At 70.9% G+C, this 19981-nt stretch carries 16 protein-coding genes; 4 read left to right on the top strand and 12 right to left on the bottom strand.

The genetic code is table 11. The annotated features are described in order from the left end of the window. Positions 1-78 precede the first annotated feature (78 nt). Positions 79-705, bottom strand: a complete 627-nt coding sequence (locus tag ACPPVW_RS01995; RefSeq protein WP_426624885.1) for a LysE/ArgO family amino acid transporter — start codon at positions 703-705, stop codon at positions 79-81. Between the two features lie 44 nt (positions 706-749). Here ACPPVW_RS01995 and ACPPVW_RS01990 point away from each other — a divergent pair, with 44 nt between their 5' ends. Beyond that, a complete protein-coding gene (locus tag ACPPVW_RS01990) occupies positions 750-1643 on the top strand; it encodes a LysR family transcriptional regulator ArgP (protein ID WP_426624884.1) in 894 nt (297 codons plus the stop codon). A 109-nt stretch (positions 1644-1752) separates the two neighbouring features. Here the strand turns inward: ACPPVW_RS01990 and ACPPVW_RS01985 are convergent, their stop codons facing one another. The 4 genes from ACPPVW_RS01985 to ACPPVW_RS01970 all read right to left on the bottom strand — a co-directional run bounded on the left by ACPPVW_RS01985 (position 1753) and on the right by ACPPVW_RS01970 (position 9624). Next, positions 1753-3738: a heavy metal translocating P-type ATPase gene (locus ACPPVW_RS01985; protein ID WP_426626233.1), complete on the bottom strand. Its 1986-nt coding sequence runs from the start codon at positions 3736-3738 to the stop codon at positions 1753-1755. 107 nt (positions 3739-3845) lie between these two features. Next, positions 3846-6122 (bottom strand): heavy metal translocating P-type ATPase, encoded by a 2277-nt coding sequence (locus ACPPVW_RS01980; RefSeq protein WP_426624883.1) that lies wholly within the window; start codon positions 6120-6122, stop codon positions 3846-3848. Between the two features lie 59 nt (positions 6123-6181). Further along, on the bottom strand, positions 6182-6391 hold the full coding sequence (locus ACPPVW_RS01975) for a heavy-metal-associated domain-containing protein (protein WP_426624882.1): 210 nt from the start codon (positions 6389-6391) through the stop codon (positions 6182-6184). Between the two features lie 353 nt (positions 6392-6744). Then, positions 6745-9624, bottom strand: coding sequence for an aminotransferase (locus ACPPVW_RS01970; protein WP_426624881.1), 2880 nt, complete (start codon positions 9622-9624; stop codon positions 6745-6747). A gap of 140 nt (positions 9625-9764) precedes the next feature. Between ACPPVW_RS01970 and ACPPVW_RS01965 the strand changes: the two genes are divergently transcribed. Next, on the top strand, positions 9765-10145 hold the full coding sequence (locus tag ACPPVW_RS01965; protein WP_426624880.1) for a DUF3054 domain-containing protein: 381 nt from the start codon (positions 9765-9767) through the stop codon (positions 10143-10145). Positions 10146-10182: 37 nt separating this feature from the next. Here ACPPVW_RS01965 and ACPPVW_RS01960 read toward each other — a convergent pair whose 3' ends face one another. The 5 genes from ACPPVW_RS01960 to ACPPVW_RS01940 form a co-directional block, all read right to left on the bottom strand. Further along, positions 10183-11448: a DUF445 domain-containing protein gene (locus tag ACPPVW_RS01960; protein ID WP_426624879.1), complete on the bottom strand. Its 1266-nt coding sequence runs from the start codon at positions 11446-11448 to the stop codon at positions 10183-10185. Continuing rightward, positions 11445-12557, bottom strand: a complete 1113-nt coding sequence (locus ACPPVW_RS01955) for an aminopeptidase P family protein (RefSeq protein ID WP_426624878.1) — start codon at positions 12555-12557, stop codon at positions 11445-11447. Before ACPPVW_RS01955 ends, ACPPVW_RS01960 begins: the two co-directional genes overlap by 4 nt. Before the next feature lie 53 nt (positions 12558-12610). Beyond that, positions 12611-13771 carry an acyl-CoA dehydrogenase family protein gene (locus ACPPVW_RS01950; protein ID WP_426624877.1) on the bottom strand — a complete coding sequence of 387 codons (1161 nt, stop codon included), beginning with the start codon at positions 13769-13771 and terminating at the stop codon, positions 12611-12613. Positions 13772-13859: 88 nt separating this feature from the next. Then, positions 13860-14615 carry an SDR family NAD(P)-dependent oxidoreductase gene (locus ACPPVW_RS01945; protein ID WP_426624876.1) on the bottom strand — a complete coding sequence of 252 codons (756 nt, stop codon included), beginning with the start codon at positions 14613-14615 and terminating at the stop codon, positions 13860-13862. A gap of 42 nt (positions 14616-14657) precedes the next feature. Continuing rightward, positions 14658-15320 (bottom strand): TetR/AcrR family transcriptional regulator, encoded by a 663-nt coding sequence (locus ACPPVW_RS01940; protein ID WP_426624875.1) that lies wholly within the window; start codon positions 15318-15320, stop codon positions 14658-14660. A 119-nt stretch (positions 15321-15439) separates the two neighbouring features. On the opposite strand from ACPPVW_RS01940, the gene ACPPVW_RS01935 reads away from it, so the two are divergent. Both ACPPVW_RS01935 and ACPPVW_RS01930 read left to right on the top strand, forming a co-directional pair. Continuing rightward, positions 15440-16570 (top strand): ABC transporter permease, encoded by a 1131-nt coding sequence (locus ACPPVW_RS01935; RefSeq protein ID WP_426624874.1) that lies wholly within the window; start codon positions 15440-15442, stop codon positions 16568-16570. A gap of 53 nt (positions 16571-16623) precedes the next feature. After that, positions 16624-17604: an aldo/keto reductase gene (locus ACPPVW_RS01930; RefSeq protein WP_426624873.1), complete on the top strand. Its 981-nt coding sequence runs from the start codon at positions 16624-16626 to the stop codon at positions 17602-17604. A gap of 44 nt (positions 17605-17648) precedes the next feature. Here ACPPVW_RS01930 and ACPPVW_RS01925 read toward each other — a convergent pair whose 3' ends face one another. Further along, positions 17649-18329, bottom strand: coding sequence for a hypothetical protein (locus tag ACPPVW_RS01925; RefSeq protein ID WP_426624872.1), 681 nt, complete (start codon positions 18327-18329; stop codon positions 17649-17651). 332 nt (positions 18330-18661) lie between these two features. After that, on the bottom strand, positions 18662-19873 hold the full coding sequence (locus ACPPVW_RS01920) for an MFS transporter (RefSeq protein ID WP_426624871.1): 1212 nt from the start codon (positions 19871-19873) through the stop codon (positions 18662-18664). Between the last annotated feature and the right edge of the window lie 108 nt (positions 19874-19981).

The raw sequence follows: 19981 nt of genomic DNA, 5'->3' as shown, positions 1-19981 counted from the left end.
TCGTCGGCACCGCTCTCCGCGTCGTCGGCGGCGACCGGTCGCCTCTACTGCGAGCACGTGCTCGCGCCAAGCTCCAGTTCACACCACCAGCATGATCGCGAGCACCACCATCAGCACAGCGATGCCCGCGTCGAGCACGCGCCAGGCGATCGGGCGCGCGAACACCGGCGCCGCTACGCGGGCGCCGAACCCCAGGAGCACGAACCACAGCAGGCTTGCCGTGGCCGCGCCGGCGCCGAACCCCCAGCGGCCTGGGTCGCCGTGCGTGGCCGACAGTGAGCCGAGCAGGAGCACAGTGTCGAGATAGACGTGGGGGTTGAGCCAGGTGATCGCGAGGCAGGTGCCCATCGCCGCGGCGAGCGAGCCTCCGCCGGAGGTCGCCGCGGTGAGCGTGCTGGGGCGCACCGCCCGGATCGCCGCGAAGACCGCGTAGCCGATCAGGAAGGCGAACCCGGCCCAGCGCAGGATCTGCAGCGCCAGCGGGGCCGCCTTCACGAGCGTGCCGATACCGGCGACACCGGCCGCGATCAGCACCGCGTCGCTTGCGACGCAGATCGCCACGACGGCGAGCACGTGCTCCCGTCGCAGACCCTGACGGAGCACGAATGCGTTCTGCGCGCCGATGGCGACGATGAGGGCAGCGGCCGAGCCGAGACCGGTGAGGAAGACGGAGAACACCATTCGACGATAGGGAACCGCGCGCATTCAGTACAGCTCAGGTTTCTTATGAACCATTAGAATTGCTGAACATGGAGGCTTCGAGCGATCACCTGCGCACCCTCGCCGCCGTGGTCGAACACGGGACGTTCGACCGCGCCGCGAGCGCCCTGCACCTCACACCGTCGGCCGTGAGCCAGCGCATCAAGGCACTGGAGGAGCTGAGCGGCAGAGTGCTCGTGCGCCGGAGCAAGCCCATCCTGGCGACGCAAGCCGGTGCCGTGCTGGTGCGGCTCGCGCGGCAGGTGGCGCTGCTGGAGGCGGAGGCCGCGGCCGAGCTGGAGGGCGATGACGGCGCGGGCCGGATCGCGGCCCCCACCTCCATCCCGCTGGTCGTCAACGCCGACTCGCTCGCGACCTGGGTGCTGCCGGCGCTCGCGACACTTCCGGGGTCGGTGTTCGACATCGCCCTCGACGACCAGGAGCACACGATCGGGCGGCTGCGGGACGGCACCGCGATGGCGGCCATCGGATCGGACCACGAACCGGTGCAGGGATGCACGGTGTCTGCGCTCGGAGCGATGCGCTACCGGCCGCTGGCGAGCCCGGGGTTCCTCGAGCGCTGGTGCCCGGGCGGGTGGGATGCACGGGCGGCCGCCGAGGCGCCGATGCTGGTCTACGACCGCAAGGACGCCCTCCAGGACCGCTACCTCGCGCGCTTCGCCCGCGGAGCCCGGCCGCCCCGGCAGTACGTGCCGGCGTCGACGGAGTTCGTCGGCGCGGCAGTGCTCGGGCTGGGCTGGGGCATGATCCCCGACCTCCAGGCGGAGGCGATGCTCGCGGACGGCCGGCTGGTGGTCCTCGACGAGGACGGCGCCGTGGACGTCCCGCTGTACTGGCAGCAGTGGTCGCTGCAGTCGGCCGCGCTCGGCGCGGTCGCTGGCGCCATCGCACGCGCCGCCGCCGCCGCCCTCCGCCCCACCTGATCGCCTCCAGCCCACGCCTCCGCCGAAGGGCACGTTGTTGTCCCTTTCGCCAGCCCGAAAGGGGCAACAACGTGCCCCTGGGAAGGGAGGGCGGTGCCGGGAAGAACAGTTAGAGCGCCTCGGGCCGGAGGTCGAGGCGGCGCAGGAGCTGCGCGTTGAGCGCGACGACGATGGTCGACAGCGACATCAGGATGGCGCCGACCGACATCGGCAGCACGAACCCGATCGGCGCGAGCACGCCCGCCGCGAGCGGCACCGACAGCAGGTTGTAGCCGGCCGCCCACCACAGGTTCTGCCGCATCTTGCGGTAGCTCGCCCGCGACAGCCGGATGACCGACAGCACCGAGCGCGGGTCGTCGCTGGCGAGGATTACGCCGGCGGAGGCGATCGCGACGTCCGTCCCCGCTCCGATCGCGATCCCGACGTCCGCCCGGGCGAGGGCGGGGGCGTCGTTGACACCGTCTCCGACCATCGCGACCGTACGGCCTTCGGCCTGCAGCTCGGCGACGGACGCCGCTTTGTCCTCCGGGCGCACGCCGGCGTAGAAGCGCTCGATCCCGAGCTGCGCGGCGACGTCGGCGGCCACGGCCTCCGCGTCGCCGGTGATCATGACGACCTGGATGCCGCGCTCCTGCAACGCGGACACTGCCCGGCGCGACTCCTCACGAACGTCGTCGGCGAGGCGGAGGGCGCCGACAGGTCGCCCGTCGACGAGCACGTGGAGGATGACGGCGCCCTCGGCGCGCCAGGCCTCCGTCACCGCGCGCTCCGACGCGTGGTGCTCAGCGAGCAGCCCGGGGCCGCCGACCTCCACACGCCGGCCGTCGACCGTCGCCGCCACACCCACGGCCGGCGACGATGCGAACTCGGTGGCAGTGGGAACCGCGAGTCCCCTGGCCGCGGCGCTCGCGACGATCGCGCGCGCGAGCGGGTGCTCGGAGTCCGACTCCGCTGCCGCGGCGAGCGCGAGGACGCGATCGTCGTCGCCGTCCGCGTCCACGGCGGTGACAGTGGGCAGGCCCTTGGTGAGCGTGCCGGTCTTGTCGAACAGCACGGTGTCGACGGTGCGCATGGTCTCCAGGGCGAGCCTGTCCTTCACCAGCACCCCTCCGCGCGCCGCGCGTTCCGTCGCGATCGAGACGACGAGCGGGATGGCCAGCCCGAGGGCGTGCGGGCACGCGATCACGAGCACCGTGATGGCGCGGACCACCGCGTCGTCCGGCTGTCCGACGGCCGTCCAGACCGCAGCCGTGACGGCGGCGGAGCCGAGCGCGAACCAGAACAGCCAGCCGGCCGCGCGGTCGGCGATCCGCTGGGCGCGGGAAGACGAGTTCTGCGCGTCCGCGACCAGGCGGCGGATGCCGGCGAGCGCGGTGTCATCGCCGACGGCGGTCACCTGCACGCGCAGTGCCGAGTCGGTCGCGACGGTTCCCGCGACGACCGTGTCGCCGTCGGTGTGGCGCACCGGTCGGGACTCGCCGGTGATCATCGACTCGTCCACATGCGCGCTGCCGGAAACGACGCGGCCGTCAGCGGGCACACGACCGCCGGGCCGCACCAGCACCAGGTCGCCGACCGCGAGCTCGGCGGGGGAGACCGTCATCGTCCGGTCGCCCTCCACCTTCTCGGCCTCGTCGGGCAGGAGCGCCGCGAGCGAGTCGAGGGCGGAGGTTGTCTGTGCCAGCGACCGCATCTCGATCCAGTGGCCGAGCAGCATGACGACGATCAGGAGGGCGAGCTCCCACCAGAAGTCGAGCTGGTGGTCGAGGAGACCGAGAGTGGCGCCCCACGACGCGACGAACGCGACGGTGATCGCAAGCGCGATCAGCAGCATCATCCCGGGCGTGCGGGACCGCAGCTCGGAGACGGCGCCGTTCAGGAACGGCCGGCCGCCCCACACGAACATCACGGTGCCGAGGGCGGGGGAGACCCACGGCAACCAGGCTGTGTCCGGCAGCTCGTAGCCGAGGATCATCGCGAACATCGGCGAGCACAGCACGACAGGCACCGCCACGATGAGCATGATCCAGAACAGGCGACGGAAGGCCGCGGCGTGGTCACCGTGGCCGGCGTGCCCGCTGTGATCGTGGTTCATGCCGTCGGCGTGCGGCGTGGGGGCGTCCGCCTCGCGCATCTCGTGATGCTCGGGCGCGACAGCGGCCACCTTGGGCGCCTCCGCCTCGCCATGCTCTCGGTGTCCGCTCACGCGGTCCTCCGATCCTCGATTCCGGGTGACGTCCCGCCCGCGACGGCCAGAGGCCGGAACGACCGGAGCCGGAGGCTGTTGGTGACGACGAAGACACTCGAGAACGCCATCGCTGCCCCGGCGATCATCGGGTTCAGCAGCCCGAACGCCGCGAGCGGCAGCGCCGCCAGGTTGTACGAGAACGCCCAGAACAGGTTTCCGTGGATGGTCGCCAGAGTTCGCCGGGAGAGCCGGATCGCGTCCGCCGCTGCGGTCAGGTCGCCACGCACCAGCGTGAGGTCGGCGGCCTGGATGGCGGCGTCGGTGCCGGTGCCCATGGCGAGGCCGAGGTCAGCGGCCGCAAGCGCGGCAGCGTCGTTGACCCCGTCGCCGACCATCGCCACGCGCCTCCCTTCGGCCTGCAGTCTCCGGACGACATCGGTCTTCTCGGCCGGGAGCACACCCGCGATCACCGTTTCGATGCCGACTTCCTGCGCCACCCGCCGCGCGACGGTCGCGTTGTCGCCGGTCAGCAGCACGGGTGCCAGCCCGAGCCGACGCAGCCTCCGGACGGCCTCGGCGCTGTGCGGCGCGACGGTGTCGGCCACGACGAGCACGGCGCGTGCGCGGCCGCCCCAGCCGACGACGACGGCCGTCCGGCCGGACGCTTCCGCCGCTTCGGCAGCCCGCTGGAGGCCGGGGGCGAGCGGCATCCCGGCTGTCGTCACGAACGTCGCGCGGCCGACCACCACCCGCTCGCCCTCCACCGTTCCTGAGACGCCCAGGCCGCCGTCCGAGCGGAACCCGGCGACGGCGGGGAGGTCGCTCGCACCCTTCGCCGCATCGGCGATCGCGCGAGCGATCGGGTGCTCGGAGGCATCCTCCACCGCGCCGGCGCGGCGCAGCGCTTTCGCCTCGGCGTCGTCGCTCTCGGCCACGACGTCGACCAGGGCCATCCGCCCGGTCGTGACCGTGCCGGTCTTGTCGAGCAGGACGGTGTCCACCCGGCGGGTGGCCTCCAGCACTTCTGGACCGGTGATGAGCACGCCGAGCTGGGCGCCGCGCCCGGTGCCGACCAGCAGGGCGGTCGGGGTCGCGAGCCCGAGTGCGCACGGGCACGCGATGATGAGGACGGCCACGGCGGCGGTGAACGCGGCCTCTGCCGGGAAGCCGAGCAGCAGCCATGCGGCGAGGGTCACGACGGCGATGCCGATGACGACCGGCACGAAGACGGCGCTGATGCGGTCGGCGAGGCGCTGTGCGGCGGCCTTGCCGGACTGTGCATCCTCGACCAGCCGCGCGATCTGCGCCAGCTTGGTCTGCGCGCCGACCCGCGTCGCACGGACGACGAGCCGACCGCCGGAGTTGACGGTGCCCCCGACGACCGGGTCGCCGGGGGCGACCTCCACCGGGACGGACTCGCCTGTCAGCATCGACGCGTCGACCGCCCCGGTGCCCTCGGTCACGATGCCGTCGGTGGCGATGCGCTCGCCCGGCCGCACGACGAACACATCGCCGACGACCAGCAGGTCGACGGGGACGCGCAGTTCCCGCACGTCTGCCGACCCGGAGCCGGGTCGAAGCACCGAGGCCTCCTTCGCCCCGGACTCGAGGAGGGCGCGCAGCGCAGCGCCCGCCCGTCGCTTGGACCGCTTCTCCAGGTACCGGCCGGCGAGGACGAAAGCGGTCACGCCTGCGGCAACCTCCAGGTAGAGGTCGACGCCCGACATCCCGGGTGTTGCGGCATCGCCGAACACCACGGCGTACACCGACCACACGAACGCCGCCGAGACGCCGAGCGAGACCAGGGTGTCCATCGTGGCGGCGCCGTGCCGCAGGTTGACAGCGGCGGCCCGGTGGAACGGCCAGGCGCCCCAGGCGACGACCGGCGTCGTCAGCGCCAGGGCGAGCCACGGCCACCCAGCGAATTGCAACGCCGGGATCATCGAGAGCAGCACGACGGGAAGGGCAAGGCCGGCGCTCACGATCAGTCGTCTGCGCAGGGTCGCGAGCGCGTGATCGGCGGTCGGGTCGGAGGCCTCCACGTCGGCCGACGGAGGGGCCGGGAGCTCTGCCGTGTAGCCAGCGCTCTCGACCTGCGCGATCAACTGTGCGGGGTCGTAGCCGGCGGGCGCGAACACCGTCGCCTTCTCGGTCGCGTAGTTCACGCTCGCCTCGACGCCCTCCAGCCGGTTGAGCTTCTTCTCCACCCGCGCGGCGCAGGAGGCGCACGTCATCCCGCCGATCGTCAGCTCCAGGCGGGGCTGCGGACGTGCGGCGTCGGTCGTGGACATGAGGGTCCTCCGGTTAGGGGCGGCGAGAGTGGCGGTATCGTCGGTCGAGGGCGGTCGGCTCAGACGCGGATTGCGGAGTACCCGGCCTCTTCGACCGCGGCCAGCACGAGGGTGTCGTCGACGGCGGAGGGCGACTCGACCGTGAGGACGCCGGTGGCGGCCGAGACGTCGATGCCGGTCACTCCGGCGATCGAGGTCACTTCTTCGGTCACGGCCCGCTCGCAGTGCGCGCAGGTCATGCCGTCCACCTGGAACGTCGCGATCGTCATGTCTCATTCCTTTCTGATACCCAGAGGGGGTATGTCCAGCCGTATGACTGTATACCCACTAGGGGTACTCGTCAAGCCGCGGGGAGCGAAGGTGCGCCCCTGCTGCGAGCAATTCCGGAGGCCGCGGTCCCCCGCCTGCGATTCTCCGGCGGAACGGTCTCAACGCCGGCGTGTCCCCGCAAGGCTCCGGAGTTACGGAAAGTGCGCGGGCCGTGCGGGCAATTCCGGAGGTCACTGACGACACGCCGCACGAGGGGCCGTTCGTCCGGATTCTGGTAGCGAAGTCCGCCAGGACTCCGGAGGAACGGAGCCGCGGCACGCCACGGCTGGGCCCCGGAATCATCAGACGCATCCTAGATCGTCGCGAGCACCAGATCCAGCGCGTCCACGAACCGGTCGGCGCTCTCCCGCGTGATGCACAGCGGGGGCTTGATCTTCAGCACATTCTTGCCGTCACCGGTGGGCTGGACGATGACGCCCTCCTGCAGCATGCGCTCGCAGATCAGCGTCGCCTCCGCGGTGGCGGGCTCCAGGGTATCCCGGTCGCGGACCAGCTCCACCCCGAGGTAGAGCCCGAGCCCGTGGACCGCGCCGACGAGCGGATGTCGCCGGCCCAGCGCACGGAGCCGCGCGGCCAGGTGATCGCCCACCGTCGCAGCGTTCTGCTGGAGGCCTTCGTCGCGCATCACGTCGAGCACGGTCAGTCCGACGACCGAGCTCACCGGACTGCCGCCGGCCGAGGAGAAGAAGCTGCCCTCCGCCGCGAACGACTCCGCGATCTCCCGCCGGGTGATGACCGCGCCGAGCGGATGCCCGTTGCCCATCGCCTTCGCGACCGTGATCACGTCGGGAACGACGCCCTGCTGAGCCGAGCCCCAGAAGTAGTGGCCCAGCCTCCCGTAGCCGACCTGCACTTCGTCGGCGATGCAGACGCCACCGCGAGCGCGCACCCGTTCGTACACGCCGGCCAGGAAGCCGTCCGGGAGCATGAGGCCTCCCGCGTTGCCGAACACCGGCTCCGCGATGAAGCCGGCGAGCTCGGTACCGGCGGCGTCGAGGCGGGCGAGGTGCTCGTCTACCTCGGCCAGGTAGGCCGGCCCGGAATCCGCGCCCCGGTGGCGGCCGTGGAAGACGTTCGGCGAGGCGATCAGCTCCACCCAGCTCGGACGGGTCTCGAGTGCGCGCGGGTTGTCGCCGAGCGACGACGAGACCGCGTCCGCGCCGATGGTCCAGCCGTGGTAGGCCTCGGTGACGGCGAGGATGGTACTGCGCGAAGTGTGCACCTGCGCCAGCCGGAGGGCGAGGTCGACCGCCTCACTGCCGCTGTTGACGAGGAACACGGTGTCCAGGCCCTCTGGCGCCACCTCCGCCAGCCGCTCGGTGAAGCGCGAGAGCTGCTCATAGTGGAACCGGGAGTTCGTGTTCAACCGCGCCCACTGGTCGCGCACGGCTTCCACGAGGCGCGGGTGCGCGTGGCCGATCTGGGTCACGTTGTTGACCATGTCCAGGTAGCTCTGGGCGCGCGTGTCGAACAGGTGGTGCCGCCAGCCGCGCTCGATGAGAGGAGGCTCGGCGAAGTAGTGCTCCTGAACCCGCGCGAACGAGGCGTCGCGACGGGCGAGCGCGGCGGCAGGGTCGGTGTCCTCGACGGAGAGGTCGACGCCGAAGAGCGCCGACGGGTCGGGCGAGACCTCCGCCCAGACGTCGACGGGCAGCGCCGGTGTGACGAACGCGGGAGGCCGTCGCCCCGGGACCCGGCTCAGCTGAGCGGTCAACCTCACGGCGCTGCCGATCGCCTCTCCGCGGTCGACGGAGGCCGTGGTCAGCGGCCGGGACAATCCGTCGAGCCAGAGGTCGACGCCGTCGCCGTGCAGCAGCCAGGAGCCGTCGGTGAGCCGCAGCTCGCCGGCGAACGGCGCGTGCACCACCAGGCCGGTGGGAGCATCGAGGGTCACGCCGAGAGCGATGGTGGCCGACGCCTCCGACCGATCGAGCACCGCCCGGCTCAGGCGCGCCTCGCCGTACCGCGTGAGCGCGTGACCGTGCTGCCGGCAGATCGCGGAGAGCACGGCGTCCTCGGCGTCGGGGCGCGTCCAGCGGCCCGCGTCCAGGGCGCGACCGGTCACCGAGAGGTCGGCGAGGTTCTCGTCCGCGCTGTCGACGGCGACCAGGCGGCCGAGCGCAGCGGGCTCGTCCGCCTCCCGGCGCGCGGCGGCGAGTCGCGCTCGCACCACGGCCTCCACTTCGGCGGCGGGGAGGCGGCGCGCGACGTCGAAGGCGGCCCACTCGTGCGCCCTGTTCTCGTCGGCGTACGCGTTGTCGCCGTCGAGGGCGACCTGCTGCTCGCCGCTGACGACCAGCACGGCCCCGCGCAGCACGACGAGCGGCCACAGCGCGGCCAAATCCACCTCGTCGAGAGGCGCCTCGGCGTGGAACGCCTCGATGACGTCGAGCACCGCCAGCGGCTCGTCCGGCACATGGTGGAGCGCGCTCGTCACTGTCGCCGCCAGCTCGGCGACGAGCCAGCCGTCGGCGACGTCGCCGAAGTCGATGACGCCCGGCCCATCGGCGCCGAGAACGACGTTGTCGTCGGTCACGTCGCCGTGCACCGCCTGCACGCGCAGCCGGTTACGCAGCGGCTCGAGGGCGGCGAGCGCGCGTTCGGCCGCCCGCAGCACGGTCAGGCGCTTGGCGGGCTGGGTCACCTGGTCGGCCAGCAGCTCGACCACGTTTCCGCCGACGCGGGCATCCCACTGGGTCGTCCGGGCGAGGCCGGGATGGTGCAGGCCGGACAATCCGGCGGCGATGCGACCGGAGAGGCGCCCCAGCGTTCGCAGCTGCTCCCGGCTGGGACGTGCGACCCCGGTGAGCGGGTCGCCGTCGAGAAAGCCGAGCATGCGCGCGTTCAGAGTGCGTCCGCGCACCTCCACGGCCACGACCTCCGCACCATCGAGCGCACGGACGACGGTGGGGATGCGCACGTCGGACCCGGTGAGAAGCTCGAGCGCCGCGTTCTGGGCGTGTAGCTCGTCGAGCGAGAAGACGGGGTTGGCGATCTTGAGCACATACCGCTCGCTGCCGGTGTCGACGAGGAAGTTGCGGTCCTGGTTGCTGCCCAGTTCGGTGACCCGGCCGGTGAGCCCGAATGTGCGCTCGGCCACCGTGGCGGCGTCATCGAGGCCGACCTCCGGGCGGGGCAGCAAGGGCTGGGCGAGGAAGTCGGAATTCGGCACGGATGCTCCTCGGCACGCGGACGCACGGCGCTCGTCGGTGCTCGTCGATTCGTCGGTGGGCAGGGTGCAGCCAGTCTATTGAGGCGGACGCCACGCCCGCACCCAGCGAACCTACGGGCGCCTCGCCGTAGCATCGACCCGTGAAATCCTGGAGGACAGCGGTCGTGGCGTTCGTGATCGACGTCGCGCTCGTCCTCGTTTTCGTGCTCATCGGCCGGCGCAGTCACGGTGAGGCCGCCACGATCGCCGGAGTCTTCACCACCTACTGGCCGTTCTTCATCGGCCTGGTCGCCGGGTGGCTGGTCACCTGGGCGTGGCGCCGCCCGCTCGCTCCGGTCTGGCCGGGAGTGCCGGTGTGGCTGATGGCGGTCGCGCTCGGAATGCTCATCCGCGCCTCCGCGGGGCAGGGTGTGGAGCCCGCGTTCATCGCCGTCGCGTTCATTGTGCTCGGGGTGTTCCTGGTCGGGTGGCGGGTCGCGGCGATCCCGTTCGTGCGGCGTCGGGCGACTCGGAGGGCGTGAGCGTGCGATTCCGGTCGCTGTCCCTCTTCCAGACCGCTCACAACGCCCCAGCCACCGCCGTCGCGATCGCGTAGATCGCGAGCCCCGCCAGCGCCCCGACCACGGTCCCGTTGATGCGGATGAACTGCAGGTCGCGGCCCACCTGCGCCTCGATCTTGTCGGTTGTCTCCGCCGGGTCCCAGCCGCGGACCGTCTCGGTGATGACGCTTGCGATGTCGTGGCGGTAGGTCGCGACCAGGTAACGGGCGGCGCCGGAGATCCGCTCGTCGAGGGAGGCGCGTAGCTGCGGGTCCGCCGCGATCCGGGCGGCGGCGTCCACCAGAGCGGCTGACGCGCGCTGCCGTACCACGCCGTCGGGGTCGGCCAGGGCCTCCACCGCCGCCGTCCGGGCTGCCGTCCACGCCGCCGCGGCCAGATCGCGGATGCGCGGGTCGTCGAACACGCGCCCCTTGGCCGACTCAAGTCTGGCGATCGTCTCCGGATCGTGCTGGAGGCGGTCGCTGAGCTCGGCGAGGTAGCCGTCGAGCGCGCGCCGGGCGGGGTGGGCGGGATCGTTGCGTACTTCGGCGACGAACCGCCGCAGCTGCTGGTGAACGCGCTCGTCGACGAGTCGGTCGACGAACGACGGCAGCCATGACGGCAGCCGCCCGGAGACCAGGTTCGAGAGGACGTCGGGATGGATGACGAGCCAGTCGTCGAGCCGGTCCAACAGCAGGTCGACCGCGTCGTGGTGGCCCCCGGCCGCCATGATCCGCTCGCCCAGCCTCCCGATCGGCGGCGCCCACTCCGGCTCGATGACGTGGGTGCGCACGACCGACTCCACGGCCTCGCGCATCCGGTCGTCGTCGAGGAGGCCGGCCAGGCCGATGACCGCGCCGGAGGCCTCGGCTACCACCCGCTGCGCGTTGCCCGGCTCCATGAGCCAGCGCGCGACAGCGCCGGACACGTCGTAGGCGGCCAGCCGCGCGGCGACGACGTCGTCCGAGAGGAACTCGGTCTCGACGAACTCGCCGAGACTCTCGCCGATCTCGTCCTTGCGGGTGGGGATGATCGCGGTGTGCGGGATGCGCAAGCCGAGGGGATGCCGGAAGAGCGCGGTCACGGCGAACCAGTCGGCCAGCGCGCCGACCATGGCCCCCTCGGCCGCTGCGCGCACGAACCCGAGCCAGGGGTAGCGGTCCTGCAGCGCGAACGAGACGGCGAAGATCACGGCGGCGACGGCGAGCAGGCTGGTGGCCAGCAGCTTCATCCGCCGCAGCGCGTGGCGGCGCTCGGTGTCGCGGTCGACTGTTGCGGTGATCACGAGACGATGTGCAGCTCGCGGCTGGAGTTGTTCAGCCGCTGCGCGCCGTCGGCGGTGGCGACGACGATGTCCTCGATGCGGACGCCGAACCGGCCGGGCAGGTAGATCCCCGGTTCGAGCGAGAAGCACATCCCGGCGACGACGGACTGCTCCTCACCCTCCACCAGATACGGCGGTTCGTGCGTCGTGGTGCCGATGCCGTGGCCGACGCGGTGCACGAAGTGCTTCCCGTAGCCGGCCTCCGCGATCACGGCGCGAGCGGCCCGGTCGATCTCCTGCAGCGGCACGCCGACGGCCACGGCGTCGAACGCGGCCTGCTGCGCGCGCTTGACCACCTCGAACACTTCGTGCTCCTCGTCGGTCGGCTCGCCGACGTGGACGGTCCGGGTGGTGTCCGAACCGTAGCCGTCCATGAGGCCGCCGAAGTCGAGCACCACCATGTCGCCCGGCTCGATGATCCGGTTGCCGGCCTCGTGATGCGGGTTGGCGCCGTTCGGGCCGGAGCCGACGATCGTGAAGTCGACGTGGGAGTGTCCGTGCTCGCGCAGCAGCCGGTCCAGATCCGCGGCGACCTCGCTCTCGGCGCGACCGGCGAAGGAGACCGACAGGATGTCCTCGAAGGTCGCGTCGGCGGCGGCGCCCGCTGCCGCGAGCCGGTCGATCTCGTCCGCGTCCTTCACGGCGCGCAGCATCGGGAGGACGGCCGAGAAGGCCTCGAAGCGCACGTCGGGCAGCGCGTGCTGCAGCGCGAGCAGATGCATCGCCCAGGCGGAGTCGGAGATCCCGTAACGGCCGCCCGACCAGAGCTGATCGACCAACGGAGCGTGCTCGTCCTCGCCGTCGGCCCACGTGACCAGCCGGATCGACCCAGCCGCCCGGGTCGCCGCCGCGCTGTCGTGCTCGAGCACCGGCACCACCATCGTCGTCGGCGCGCCGTCGCTCGGGATGACCAGCATCGTCAGCCGCTCCGTCACCGGAGGGAGGTAGTCGGCGAAGTAGGCGAGGTCGGGGCCGGGCGCGATCAGGAGGGCGTCGAGGCCGGCGTCCCTGGCTTGAGCTGCGCCGCGCGCGAGGCGCTCGACGAAGTGCTGTGCGGTGATCTCCTGCATGAGGCCCTTCGTGTCGGTCTTTACGGGTGCTGGTGTCTCAGAGTGCTGCCGTGTCAGTCTTCCATCGGGCCGAGCCACGCATTGGCGACAGTGTTGTGCGCGGACTCGGCGTCGGAGGGGTGGAAGATGCCGGCGAGCACGTCGCGGTACAGTCGGCCGAGCTCGTCGCCGGAGAAGTAGGTGGAGCCTCCCGAGACCCGGATGGCCTGGTCGACGACGCGCCGAGCGGTCTCGGTCGCCCGGATCTTCATCCCCACGAGCTTCGGGAACCACTGCGCGCCGTGGTCGGTGAGCGTGTCGACATCGCGCGTGATCGCGTCGAGCTGGGGCAGGAGGGCGTCCTGATCGATCGCCGCCTCCGCGATGCGCCACCGGATGTCCGGGTCGTTCGCGTAGCTGCGGCCGTCGTTCTTGAGACTCTTCCTGCGGTGCGCGGCCGCGACGGCGAGCTCCAGCGCACGGGCGCCGATGCCGGTGTAGACCGAGGCGAGGAGCAGTTCGAAGCTGGCGAAGATCGCGAAGACCAGCGGGTCGGGGTTGGGGCCGGGGTCGAGGCGGCGCACGATCCTGTCGGCCGGCGCGGTCGCCCCGCTGAGCACGGTCGTGCTGCTCTGGGTCGCCCGCATGCCGATCGTGTCCCAGTCCTCCCGGATCTCGAAGCCGCCTGCGGCACGGTCGATGAAGCCGTACACGATCTTGGGCGCGTCGTCGCTCTCGGTGTCGAGGCCCATCGTGCCCAGGCGCGTCCAGGCGGGCGAGAGGGAGGTGAAGATCTTGGCGCCGGTATAGCTGTACGAGCCGTCGGCCTGCGGCCTGGCCTGGGTCGTCGACCCGAACAGCACGAGGTCGTTGCCGGCTTCGCTGAGCCCGAAGGCGAAGACCTCTCCGGCGCCCGCCTCCCGCAGCAGGAACTCCAGCGAGTCGTCGCCGCGATCCCGCAGCGTCTTGGCCACGCCGGTCCAGACCAGGTGCATGTTGACGGCCAGGGCGGTCGCGGGAGCTGCGCCGGCGAGCCGCACCTGGAGCCGTGCCGTCTCCTGCAGCGACAGGCCGAGGCCGCCGAACTCGGTCGGGACGAGCGCCTTGAGGTAGCCGGCGTCGGCCAGCTCGGCGAAATCCTCCGTGAAGAAGCGGTTCTCGGCGTCGTAGTGCGGCGCTCGGGAGCGGAACCGCTCCAGCCGCTCCTCGCTCAACAGGTCGTCTTCCTCCGTCACGTCCCCAGCCTAAATGGCCCGCCGCCGAGGGGCACGCAAACGCCCCTAAAACTCGCGTTTAGGGGCGTTAACGTGCCCTTCGAGTGGGTTACTGAGCGGTGTAGCCGCCGTCCACGAGGTGGTAACTACCGGTGATGAACGACGCTGCGTCAGAGGCCAGGAACGCGACGAGGGCCGCGACCTCCTCCGGCTCGCCGAGGCGACCGAGCGCATGCTTGCTCTCCAGGAACTGCTGCGCCTCCGGGCTCAAGTTGGCCTCCACCAGCGGCGTCTTGATGAAGCCGGGGCCGACGGCGACGACGCGCACGTTCTTGTCGGCGTACTCGAGAGCAGCGTTCTTGGTGAGGCCGAGGAGGCCGTGCTTGGCGGTGACATAGGCGGACGAGTTAGCGAAGCCCACGCTGCCCAGGATCGAGGCCATATTCACGATCGCCCCGCCGCCGTTGGCCGCCATCGCGGTCAGCTGAGGTTGCATGGAGTACATCACGGCGTTGAGGTTGACCTCGATGACCTTGCGCCAGCCGTCGAGCGAATACTCCGCGACCGGAGCGGCCTCCCCGCCGATGCCGGCGTTGTTGACCGCGATCTTCAGCGGGGCGAGGGCGTTGGCCGCTTCTACGCTCGCCGCAGCGAAGGCGGGGTCGGTCACGTCGCCAGCGAGTGCGGCGGCGGTGCCGACTGCTGCCTCGATCTCGGCGACGACGGCCTTCGCGTGCTCCTCGTTCAGATCGCTGACCAGGACCGCGGCACCGCGGGCCGCGAGGGTCAGTGCCACTGCGCGTCCGATGCCCGAGCCTCCACCTGTGACGATCGCGGAGCGGTCGGCGACATCGTACTGAGCCATGGGAGATTCTCCTTCCATATGTCCGACACCTGCCGGATAAGGTCATTGTGCGATCGGACAGTGACCACCGGGAAGCCCGCTCTCGCTGCGCGCGGCTTGCACCGCCGTAGTGGACGGCGCGCTGAGCGAGATGCCCTCCACGACCTCCAGATAGGTCGGCCCGTCGAACCCGTCGAAGAGGACGGTCTGGATGACGTAGCCCTGAACCAGGCTCATGTACACGGAGGACTCGCGCTCGGCGCGGGCGCGCGCCTCCCGGGCCGGCATCGCCTGGGAGTGCCAATCGGTCAGATAGTCGGTGAACATGGTGCGCACCCGGTCGCCGATCTCGGACGACATCCTCTTCAGCCCCGGGTTGATCGGCACCTGGCCCCAGACCTGCACGAGCAGTCGCACATCGGTGAGGTGCGACATCAGGCCGGAGACGAGGAGGCGGACGATCTCCCCGGGGGAGGCGAGAGGCTGCTTGGTGCGCGCCTCGGCGACCTCCAGGAATCGGGCGTCGAGGATCTCCGACGCGGTCAGTTCGATCAGCTCGTCCTTGCTCGCGTAGTGCCCGTAGATCGCGCCGGCCGACAGGCCGGACTCGGCGATGATGTCGGCCATGGAGGTTGCGGCGAAGCCACTGCGGGCGAAGCAGCGGAGTGCGGCCTGGGCGATCTCGTGGCGTCTCGCGCTGCGGTACTCCTCGGTGACCTTGGGCATGCGAGCCTCCTCATCGTTCTGCTGTCCTTCTCGGTAGGAAAGGGAACGTTCGTTGTTGACAATAGCGCCGCTGGTGCCGAGTATAAAGAACGAGCATTCGTTTTTATTGGGAGGTCGTCATGAGCATCAGCACCGAGTGGGACGCTGAGCGCCCCGCAACCGAGAGCGAGACCGTTTCCTCGCACGGGGGAGGCTCGCCTGCCTCCACGCCACCCGTCGCGCACACCCCGTGGGGGCGTGCGATCGCTCTCGCGGTGGGGGCGGCGGCGGTCGTCGTGGTCATTCTGCTGGCCTTCCTCTGGCCGACCGTGACCTCAACCGTCAAAGACCTCCCGATCGGCATCGCCGGCCCGTCCGCTCAGGTGACCGCGGTCGAGAAGCAGCTCGACAGGGCCGCCGACGGCGCGTTCGCTGTGACCTCGTACAGCAACAGGCAGACGGCGGTCGACGCCATCCAGAAGCGCGACGTGTACGGGGCGATCGTCCTGGGCGACACGCCGGAGGTGCTGACAGCCTCCGCCAACGGCGCAGCGGTGAGCCAGATCCTGAACCAAGTAGCGACGACCCTCCAGGCTCAGGCGAACGCGCAGGCGGCCGCTGCCGTCGAGCAGGCCATCGCGGCGGGTCGTGCGCCCGTGGGCGCCAAGCCGCCGACCATCACGGTGAAGGTGACCGACATCGTGCCACTCGCCTCCAGTGACTCGCGCGGGCTCGGCCTGGCCGCGTCGGCCTTTCCGTTGGTGCTCGGCGGGATGCTCGGCGGCGTGCTCATCTCCCTGCTCGTGGCGGGAAGCTGGCGCCGTCTCATCACAGTGGTGCTCTACAGTGTCGCCGGCGGCCTCGCCGTCACCGGCATCCTGCAGGGCTGGTTCGGAATCCTGCAGGGCGACTTCTGGCTGAACGCGCTCGCCGTCGGGCTCTCGATGTTCGCGACCGCGGCGTTCGTGGTGGGGATGAACGCGCTCTTCGGACGGGTCGGGATCGCGATCGGCGCGGTGCTGACGGTGCTGGTCGGCAACCCCATCTCCGCCGCGGCACAGCCCTTGCAGTTCCTGGTCGGGCCGTGGGGAGCGATCGGCCAGTGGTTCGTCCCCGGTGCGTCGGTCTCGCTGCTGCGCGATCTGTCGTACTTCCCGTCGGCCGATGCGCTCCTCCCGTGGCTGGTGCTGCTGGGCTGGGCGGCGGTCGGCGTCGTCGGGATGCTCGCGGGTCACTTCCGCAACCAGGAGGTCACGGAGGCGGCTGCGTAGGAAGCCGCGGGCCGTCGGCGGTCCGGTGCGTTCCGCCCGCCTAGGCTGGGGGCATGCAGAAGCGAACTCTCGGACGCACCGGGCGCGACGTCTCGGTCATCGGTCTTGGCACCTGGCAGCTCGGCGCAGACTGGGGCGACGTGTCGGAGGCCGACGCGATGGCCGTGCTCGACGCGGCGACCGAGTCGGGCGTGACATTCTTCGACACGGCGGATGTGTACGGCGACGGCCGCAGCGAGCAGCTGATCGGCCGCTACCGTGCCGCGCATCCCGAGCTGCCGCTGACGGTCGCGACCAAGATGGGCCGCCGCGGGGAGCAGGACCCGGGCACCTTCACGCTGGCGCAGTTCCGTGAGTGGACCGACCGCTCCCGCCGCAACCTGGGCATGGACACGCTCGACCTCGTGCAGCTGCACTGTCCTCCCACGCCGGTCTTCTCGAACGCCGCTGTCTACGATGCGCTCGACACGCTGGTCGAGGAGGGGGCGATCGCGAACTACGGCGTCAGTGTCGAGACCTGCGCGGAGACTCTGGAGGCGATCGCACGCCCGGGCACCGCGTCGGTGCAGATCATCCTCAACGCATTCCGGCTCAAGCCGCTGGATGAGGTGCTCCCCGCCGCGCAGGAGGCGGGCGTCGGCGTCATCGCGCGGGTGCCGCTGGCCTCCGGGCTGCTGAGCGGCCGCTACTCGGAGACGACGACGTTCTCGCCGGACGACCACCGCAGCTACAACCGTCACGGCGAGGCGTTCGACGTGGGGGAGACCTTCTCCGGCGTCGACTACGAGGAGGGTGTGCGCGCGGCACGCGAGTTCGCCGCGCTCGTTCCGGAGGGCGTGACGCCCGCCCAGGCGGCCCTCGCCTGGGTGATCGCCCAGAGCGGCGTCACCACCGTCATCCCCGGCGCCCGCTCGCCCGAGCAGGCCCGGGCGAACGCCGCTGCTGCTGAGATCACACTCCCTGTCGGCTTCGCCGACGCCGTCCGTGCCCTCTACGACACCCACTTCCGCCCCACCACCCACCCGCGCTGGTAGCGAGACGTGAGTAATCGCGGGAATCCGAGTTTTGATTCCCGGGATTACTCACGTCTCGTCAGCAACCGGGACAAGCGGGAGAGGAGCGGGCGAGGGGAGTGCAGGTCCGCGGCGGTGACGCGAACGACGCGCCAGCCGAGGTCCTCGAGGTGCTCCCGCCGACGGATGTCGCGGAACCACACGTGGCGGTCGACACGGTGGCCGTCGCCCTCGTACTCGAGGACGACTCGTCGGTCGGGAAAAGCCATGTCGACACGAGCGAGGAAGGCTCCATTGCGCTGGTGGATCAGGTAATTCAGTTCGGGTTCGGGAAGTCCCGCGTCGACGATCAACAATCGGAGGCGCGTCTCGGCGGGCGACTCGGACCTCGTGCGGATGAGTGCGAGCGCAGCGCGAGCTTTCGCGATTCCGCGGCGGCCGGGGACCGATCGCACGATCTCGGCCAGCGCGTCGGGGGTCGTCAGAGGATGTCGATAGCTGACCAGCCAGTCTCCCAGCGAGACCAGCGCATCGCGCCCCACCATCCCCGCGAGGTCGAGCCAGGTCTGCTCGGGGGTCGTCAGAGGAAGACCCCGGAGCGAGATGGTGTTCCATGCGGACAATGTGTGTCCGGCGACCGACGCGGCCTGCACAGCTCGTTCGCCCGCCGGGACGCTGACGTGGAGCCGCTGGTCGTCGCGTGCGCCTGCGGGAAGAGGCGCACCGAGCAGTTCCGCTGCGGTCACATGGCTGAAGGCGATCCGTTCGTCGCGGTGGAGCAGAAGAGCGCGGCAACGCGACTCCAGCCCATCGTCGTGACTCGGAAGTCGCACGCCTCGGATCGGCGCGCTGAGGTCGTTTGCGCGCAGTCTGCCCGCGGTCACGCCCCGGTCCAGTGCGTCTCGTGTCCGGAACGGACCTGTCTTCAGCTCGGCCGGTAGTGCGGCAGCTCGTCTCCCCATCTCGCCACCCTGCCCGACCGGCACCCACCCCGCTCCCGTTATCCACAGGCGAGGATCGAGACGTGACCAATCGCGGAAATCCTGTGGATGATTTCCGCGATTACTCACGTCTCGAGTCAGGAGGGCTGGACGGGGACGGGCTCGGTGTCGGGGATGGGGGAGGCGTCGCGGCCGCGGAGGTCGGGGTGGGCGCGCACCGCGAGGGCCGGCACGAGGAAGCCGACGAGCGCGAAGGCGCCGGCGGCCCAGAACGCGCCGACCGGACCGTTGGCGTCGATCAGGAAGCCCGCGAGGGCGGAGCCGAGCGCGGCGCCGATCAGCTGGCCGGTTCCGACCCAGCCGTAGGCCTCGGCGGTGTCGGAGAACTTGACGCTCGCAGAGACGATCGCGAAGAGCACGGCCAGCGCAGGTGCGATGCCGAGACCGGCGACGATGAGCGAGAGCGACAGGCCCCACCACGACCACAGCATGAAGGTGGAGATCACGACGCCGACGAAGACGATCAGCATGCGCCGCGCCGTCGCCCATGGACCGATCGGCACGTGGCCGAAGGCCAGGCCGCCGATGAGCGAGCCGAGCGACCAGATGGCGAGGACGATGCCCGCGAACGGCGACCCCTCAGCGAAGTTGGCGACGACACCGGCCTCCACCGCGGCGCACGAACCGATCAGCAGGAAGCCGACGACCGTCGCCAGCAGCACGGGAGGCCGCGCGAGCACCACCCCGAGCCGCCGCCTGCTGCGCGGGATGCGCACGCGCCCGACCTCGGGCGAGGAGATGAACCAGAGCCCGCCGAGGAGCATGATCGCCACCGACATGAGGATGCCCTCGACAGTGCCGATCTGGGTCGAGACGAACGTGATCGCGACAGGGCCGGCGATCCAGATGATCTCCTGGGCCGAGGCGTCGAGTGAGAACAGCGGGGTGAGCTGCCGGGAGTTGACCATCTTGGGGTAGATGGTGCGCACGGCGGGCTGGATGGGCGGCATGCTGAGGCCCGCGAAGAACGCGACCGCCATCGTGACGGGGATGGGCATCACGAACACGCCGATCGCCGCGACCGCGATCGAGCACAGCACGAGCGTCGTCCAGAGGACGGCGCGCATGCCCAGCACGCCCATCAGTCGGCTCGTCATGGGGCCGGCGATCGCCTGGCCGATGCTCATCGCGCCGAGCACCAGCCCGGCCGCACCGTACGAGTGGTGGATGCGCTCGATGTGCAACAGGAAGGCCAGCGAGAGCATACCGAACGGGAACCGGGCGGTCAGCTGTGCAGCGATGATGCGCGCGACGCCCGGCGTCTTCAGAAGGCTCGAGTAGCTGCTCACAGTCCGCCCACTCTATCGGTCGCCTGGACGCGCGGAATGGGGTGTGAAACCGGTTCGAGGGGGTGTGGAAATGTGCATAACTTTTTCACATCTGTGGATGACACGCCC

This window comes from Leifsonia sp. McL0607, from assembly GCF_049993355.1.
GTDB lineage: Bacteria > Actinomycetota > Actinomycetes > Actinomycetales > Microbacteriaceae > Leifsonia.
Note: the sequence above shows the minus strand (reverse complement) of the source record. Positions and strands in the feature narration are given on the sequence as shown.